This is a genomic window from Methanosphaera sp. A6, assembly GCF_001729395.1.
Lineage (GTDB): Archaea > Methanobacteriota > Methanobacteria > Methanobacteriales > Methanobacteriaceae > Methanosphaera > Methanosphaera stadtmanae.
Genome location: NZ_MAIF01000116.1, coordinates 1 through 7,786 on the forward strand (window position 1 = coordinate 1; position 7,786 = coordinate 7,786).

Consider the following 7,786-nt stretch of genomic DNA (forward strand, 5'->3'; position numbering starts at 1 on the left):
TACATTCAAAAATCTAAAATATATCAAAAATTAAGTAATTAACTATAAAATAAAGTTATACTATGTAATTATATATATTGAAGCTCACTAATTATTATTTTGATTGATTTATATTTTCTTTTTTAAAATTATTAATATATCTGTAGTATAATATAAAAAAAGATAAATCATGTTTATATAGAAATAGATAAATTTCATAGATGTTACTAGAAAAAAGAGACCTTTATCAGATATTCATTATTCTAATAAAAAAAAGGGAGGAGTGATAAATACTCTCTCCTTTAAAATTTCGTTGTGATAACATATGATACGTATTTATTCGATAATCAATGCATTTGTTGATTTACTACTGTTGTATAATTTGTTTTCTCCAGCTACAATAGTTAAGTTAAAGAGTGATTGTTTGTATATGGATAAATCAAGTGTTGCATTTAGTATACCATTAACTGCTATTGCATGGGTTATTGTTTTATTATTGAGTTTTATTGCTACTTTAGTTGTTCCTATTACTAAGTTTCCTTCTTCATCAATTATTTTTGCTTTTATAATTGCATTTTTGCTTCTGTTTAGATATTGTGGTTGGAGTATTACTTGTGTGTTGTGTTTTTCTAGTGTAAGTGTTGTGTTTGTTTCTATTCTATTGTATATTTTATCCATTGCTACAGCAGTTAATGTATAATTTTTTGCACCTATGCTACTTGATAATTCATAATCAATAGATGCTATTCCATTATTTATTGCAGCATAAATTATGTCTCCATATTCATCTTTTAATGTTTTACCATTAATTTTGAATATAACTTTTCCTGTGTTTATTGGTGTGTTTTCTTTGGTGAATATGTATGATGTTATTTTTATTGTACTGCATACTTTTGTTGTTATTGGATTAATTATTTGTTTTACATCATAGTTATTTATAGATAATATGCCTGTATTTATTGTTGAGTTATAATAGTAGTTACCTTCATATATTGCAGTTATTTCATAATTACCAACATCATATTTACTAATATCTATTGTAAGTAATGCAATTTTATTTGTAATATTTACTTCTCCAACTGTCATATTATTAATTCTAAATTCTACAACTCCATCTAATAAATTACCATTTCCATCCATTAGTATTGCACTTAGTGTTGCCATGGATCCTGTATTTGTTATATTACCAACAAGGAGTTTTGTACTTGTTTTGTCGATAATAATAGTACCTGTAGTAGTTTTCATTGCATAATTATCATTATCTTCATATGTAGCAGTTATTTTATAACTGGTTATATTAGAAAATGGTATTGTGTAATTTATTGATGCTTTTCCATCCATAACAGTTACTACTCCAATTACATTATTATCTATCTTGAAAGTTACATTTCCTTCTGATAATAAGTTATTTTTAATATCTGTTACTTTTGCAGTAATTGTTATGGTATCATTTACTTTTGCATGTATTGTACTGTTTTCTAATATTATATTAGTGTTTGTTTGTAGGTTTTCACGTGGTGTGTTATATTCTATTGTATTATTTAGGTTATCTGCACCTACAGCTGCATCTCCCTGAAGATTTGCTGAATTTAATGTATTATGTTTGATTATATTGTTGTATGTTGTATTAGTAAGTGTTATTGCATATACATCATCAGTGGTTATTTTATTGTACATTAATATGTTTCCATTTGAATTATCAAGATAATTAGCCATATTTCTTATATTTAAGTTTTCAATTGTATTATTATTAGATTTAAATATAAATAATGCATATTCATTTGGATTCATAGTGTTGTAATTACTAATACTTGTACTGTTTATTAGATTGTAGGATGAATCTATAAGTAGATATCCATAGAATAATCCAGAAGACATACTCTTTCTTGTATATAATAAATTAGACATATTTAGTGTATTGTAGTTTGCATTTTCGAATTTTACTCCAGTAAAGCTTTTTACTTCAGTACTAAGATATATGTCAACTATGTTTATGTAATTATTATCTCCTTGGATATATGTTCCTACTACTGTAGCATTTGAAGGTATTTGTTTTCTTGTAATAGGATCTAATACATCTACTTTTATTGTTGATGTTGAAGTTAATGTGTTATTGTTTCCTTTTAGGATTATTGCATTTATTTGTGCTTTTTTATCAGAATAATAGATTATACTTAATAGATTACTATTTGTTGTTCTATTGAGTTTAATTTGGTTATTATCTCCATTTACTACTAATGAATCTACATCATTATAAGAGAATACAGTAATACCGCTAGTTGTTGCTATTTTATTATTATTTCCATTGATTTGTACTGCTATTGTTTTAGTTATATTATCATTTGTTATTCTGATTGATGAAATGTTTATGTTTGTATTGTTTGTATTTATTATTACTGTTTGATCAATGTTTGTATTGTTTATTGTGAGTGCTGTGATATTTGTACCTTGTGCTTCTTTTGTTAATGTTATTGTTCCATTATATATTGTTCCATATGTTTGTATGAAGTTTATTGGTTTATTTATGATCATGTTTTTATTTATTAAATCTCCAATCATTTCTATTGTTTCACCAGTTTTTATTTCTGGTCGTAATATTCCATTTTCATTAAAGAATTCATAGTATGTATCATCATTTAAAAGATAGTTTGTACTAAAGCTTGTTGGATTATTATCACGTACACGATTTTTTCCTTCAGTTAATATGGATTTATCACCATAAGTTTCTGATGTTACTAATGTGTTATATACTATAGTATTATTCTCTGATGTTTTATCAATAAACATTGTATATATTGTTTTTGAAAATATAGTGTTATTTTTTATTAAATTGTATGTTGAATTATGTATAACTATAGGTGTTCCATTTGCTTTATTTGTTATTGTAAGTGTGTTATTTTCTATATTTGAATTATTCATATTTTGTATTTTAATAAGTATTACATTTTCTGTATCTGTTGTTAATATGTTTTTATTGATTGTTGGATTTGTATTTTCTATATCAATATTAATACTACTTGTGGAGTTTGTATTTAATTTATTTGAATCTATTCCAACTGAAATATTACCTTTTACCACAATATTGGATGTGTAATTAGATGCTATTGTTTTAATAGTATTGGAAGATACAGATCTATATACTCTTGAAGTATTGATCATGTTATTAATCATATAAATACTTATTGCATTTTGTGTTCCAATGGTATTAATAATGTTAGAAGAATATCTAAGAGTATTAGCTACTGTATTCTTATCATATATTGAATATATAATAGTATCATTACCATTACCCTTTGTTATTATATTGTTACCATATAGCTGAAGTTGTATTTGATTATAATTAATATTTTTACTAATGTAGAGACTACTTGTATTTGTAGATCCAATTGTTGTAATATTATTATTTTGAATTGTAGGAGCTCCAGTTACATTGGATAAAACGATTGAATAAGTTTTATTAGGAGATATTGTTGTTATATTGTTATATAATAATCCAGTAGACCACAAGTATGTTGAATTTATAATTATGGAAGGTGTTTTTGTAGTTATATTCATATAAGATATAGAATTATCTCTTGAATTATTTAATATAATTGCATTTTTATTATCTGTGTTTATTATTGTTATGTTTTGTAGTGTTGATTTTTTACTTTGTTGTAATATGAATGTTCCATTATATACTGTTGCTGTTGTATAATTTCCTATAATTAATGTTGTATTGAATATGAAATCTTTATTATAGAAGTTTCCTTTTAATAATAAATGAATATCTGTCATATTTTCTGGTGCTACAAATGTACTATTTTCATTGAAATATTGTTTATAATTATCATCTGTTAAAATTATATTTTTATATGTTGGTTTATTATTATTTATAGTATTTGTTGTATTGTCTGCTTTTACACATTCATTTCCTACGAGTATATCTGCAATAAGTGTGTTTTTTATTATTGTATTATTTATACCTGTTAATTCTATTGTGTAATTTCCATTAGTCATGAAATTATTTGATTGTATTATATTATTATTACTACCTAGTATTACTACTGGTTTATTGTTTGTATTGGTTATTGTTACCTGGTTTATATTCATTGTTGTATTAGCAGAATCTATTGTTATGTTGTATGATTTTATGTTGGTTTGTTGTTGGAATATTGTTATATTTGTCACATTATTAAAGATTAGATTTTTATTTGTAAGTGTTCCTATTATTTGTATTTGTACATTATCACCAAAGGATGTTTTATAGTTTCCATTGTTATCAAAGTATCTGTTGTATAAAGTATCATTTAGTTTAACTAGTGTTGATAATGGTGTATTATTATTGTCTAATACATAATTATTATCAATATTATCTACTGAATCTACACCTACATATGTTTTTGATGTTAAATAGTTGTTAGATATATTATTATACTTATTATTTCCTATTTCTATTGCATATGTATCAGCAGTAGTTGTTATTTTAGTGTTATTTACTTTATTATTGTTTCCTCCAAGTATTACTCGACGATCTATTGTATTATTATTTATAATATTATAACTTCCAGTTATTTTTATTGCATAACCTTTATTATCATTATTTGCTAGTTTCATATTATTTGATTCAATTACTATATTTCCACTACCACTTGCTGTTATTAAAGCAGGATATACTGTATTTGAACCTAATGTAATAAAAAGATCTGTTGGTGAAACTTTATTAAATGTATTATTAATTATATTAGCATATCGTGTTTTATCAGTTCCATGAGCTATATAAATACCAGTACAATTATCAAATGTATTATTTGTTACATTCAAGGCACTAGATATGGAATAAATATCTGTTTGACGGTTTCCTATAAAGGTACAGTCACGAATATTAGTTTGAAGACCACTTAGTCCATATGGGTTAAAGAAGTCAGCAGCTCCACTATTTACTGCTATTCCACTACCATACTTGAAAGTACTTGCACCACCATATGCACTATTATTTTGTAGTGTACAGTTTGTTATATTCATTATTCTGTCGTTGGTTATTGTTCCCCAACGTGCAAAATTATTTCTAAATATTGAATTTACAATTACTGCTGTACCATTATTATAAATACCTGCACCAAAGTTTCCAGTACTTTCTGATTTTCTATTTTTTTCAAATAATGAATTATTTACAAGTAATGTTGAACCATTGTTGTTTCTAATACCTGCTCCTACTCCTGCACAATTATAGTAGAAGTACATATTATTTACTTCTAGATTTCCATAGTTATCTACTGGTGCTGTTGGATATTTACTTATTGAATCTCCACCATCAACTCCATATACCCATGCATGTTGCATTGTAAAATTAGTGATTGTTATAAGTCCATTTCCTTTTGTTATATTCATAAACCAGTTACCAGTTCCATTATCATATGGATTCCATACTTTTGAGTCACCCCATACTGTTGCTCCACCAACAGTATAATTTACTTCCCCATCAAGTATTGTGTTGTTTATTCCTTCTCCTATGAAGTTTATTTTATGATTTCCAGGTACTGTGAGGTTTGTGTTTCCAACACCTTTATATGTACCATTTAATATGTAGATGTTATATGTTTTATCTGGTGTTGTTTGGTTTATTGCTTTTGCTATTGTTTTAAATGGATTTGTCATTGTTCCTGTGTTATTATCTGAACCCATCTGTGATACATAATAATTTATTATTGTATCTTCTTTTTTTATTGAGTTAGTTGTTTTTAGGGGCATCTTCATTGGTTCTATTGTTAATTTCATTTTGTCACGGCTTTGATTATATAATGAATTTTCACCATATAATGCAGTTATTGTAATATTTCTATTTGCCCATGATTTTGGTATGTTAAATTCTACTGTTTTAACTCCTGTTGTGTTAGTTAATGTTATTGTTTTTCCATTTACTTTCACTGTTATTTTTCCACGAATTACTGGTTTATTATTTTCATCAACAGTTTTAACAGTAATTTGCATTGTACTGTTTGCTATTGTGTTATTTGTGGTAATAGTTGTTTTTGTATTAACTTTGTTTAGTTTGAGTGTAGCATTCATACGTGCTGGATTATATTTATTTGTTCCACCATATACTACATTTATTGTATAATTTTTTGCAGTGTAATTATTTGGTATTTTATATTGTAGTGATGCTTGTCCTAATGTTACATTACTATGTCCTATTGTTTTACTGTTAATTTTAAATGCTACTTTTCCATTTGTTATAGGATTTTTTCCATCATAGAAGTATGATATTATATTAATTATCTCTCCAGGTTTTGCTGTTATATTATCTTGTTTTATTATTGTACCTTTGTATTTAATAGTTCCTGCTTTTATACCAGCTACATATAGATTAATATCATCAAATATAACATCTTTTAATGAACTTGTATCAAGTGTTAATGTATAATTATTTTCTGGACTTAAATATAATCCACTAGTATTTAATAATGGATTATCTGTTGTTATTGGATATTTATATGGTGCTACTCCAAATTTCTCTGCAGGACTATCATAATATTTTCCTTGAAGAATATATGAAAGAGTTACAGTATCATATTGTGTTATAATAGTATCATTTGTTTTACCATTTAATGCTAGAGCAACTGTATTATTAAAATCATTAAGTTTATTTTCCATGAAATAATTATTATTACCTAGTATACCTCCACCATTAACAAAAATACAATGAGATATATTCTTTTGATTAGCATAACATACTAGGTTAATATTTCCATCATTATATCTTGCTAAAACTTTATTGTCTTGGAATAGACAATTATTTATAGTAGCATTACGTGCATTATTTCCCATTAAGGCAATTGCTCCTCCACTAGCTTGAAAATTACCTTTAACAATATTATTAGTAAATATTGAATTAAGGATTAGAGTATTTCCATCATGTTTGTAGATTGCTCCTCCTCGAAGATATTCATAGGGAATTGTTGTTGAAATATTATTATTATCAAATAAACAGTTATAAACTCTAAGATCTGATATGTAAGAGTATATTGCAGCACCTGCACTCCTTCTATGATTATCTATGAATTTTGAATTGTTAACTGTTAAATTACTATTACTACATATTGCATTATATCCATTTTTGAATGTAATATTGTTTATATAGACATTTATTTTTGTGGTGTTAAAGAAAAATATTCCATGTATTTTTTGTCCATTAAGTATTGTTTTATCTTTATCTTCTCCTTGGAATGTTATATGAGATACATTAGTATTTCCTACAACGAGGTTTTCTGTAAATTCATATTCACCATTCTTAAGATTTATTATATAATGTGTTTGGTTATCTCCATTTGTAAATGTGTTATTCCATGTATTTTTTAATGAATTAAAATCTGTTACAGTTTGTTCTTCTGTTTTAATTGTTGTATTGTCTTCTGATTTTAAATTTTTACTTTGTTTTTCTATATTGTCTGTATTTTTAATAGTTTTTGTTTTAATTTCTTTGTTTATATCTGTAGTTGAAATTTCATTTTTTGAATTATCTTTTATTATCGTAGTTTCTTTCTTTTCTAGAGTAAAATCTTTTGTTCTAATAGTATTTTTCTCACTTGCTTTTATTTCTTTAGTGTCTATTTTAGTATTATCTGTTTTGAAGTCTATTGTCTGTTTTTCTATTGAATCAGTCATTGTTGTGTTCGTGTCTGTTGCAGATATAACTGAAAGTCCTAGTAATAATACTATTAGTATTATTGAAGATATTAGTATCTTATTCTTCATTTTAATCATTTTCCTCCATAATTTAAATAAATTTTAAAAATAACTAAGATTTAACTTAGTTGTTACTTAATTT

At 25.1% G+C, this 7,786-nt stretch carries 1 protein-coding gene; it reads right to left on the bottom strand.

Annotated elements, in window-relative coordinates; all coding sequences use genetic code 11:
• Positions 1–315: 315 nt before the first annotated feature.
• Positions 316–7,722 carry an Ig-like domain-containing protein gene (locus tag A9758_RS04425; RefSeq protein WP_011406217.1) on the bottom strand — a complete coding sequence of 2,469 codons (7,407 nt, stop codon included), beginning with the start codon at positions 7,720–7,722 and terminating at the stop codon, positions 316–318.
• Positions 7,723–7,786 lie beyond the last annotated feature (64 nt).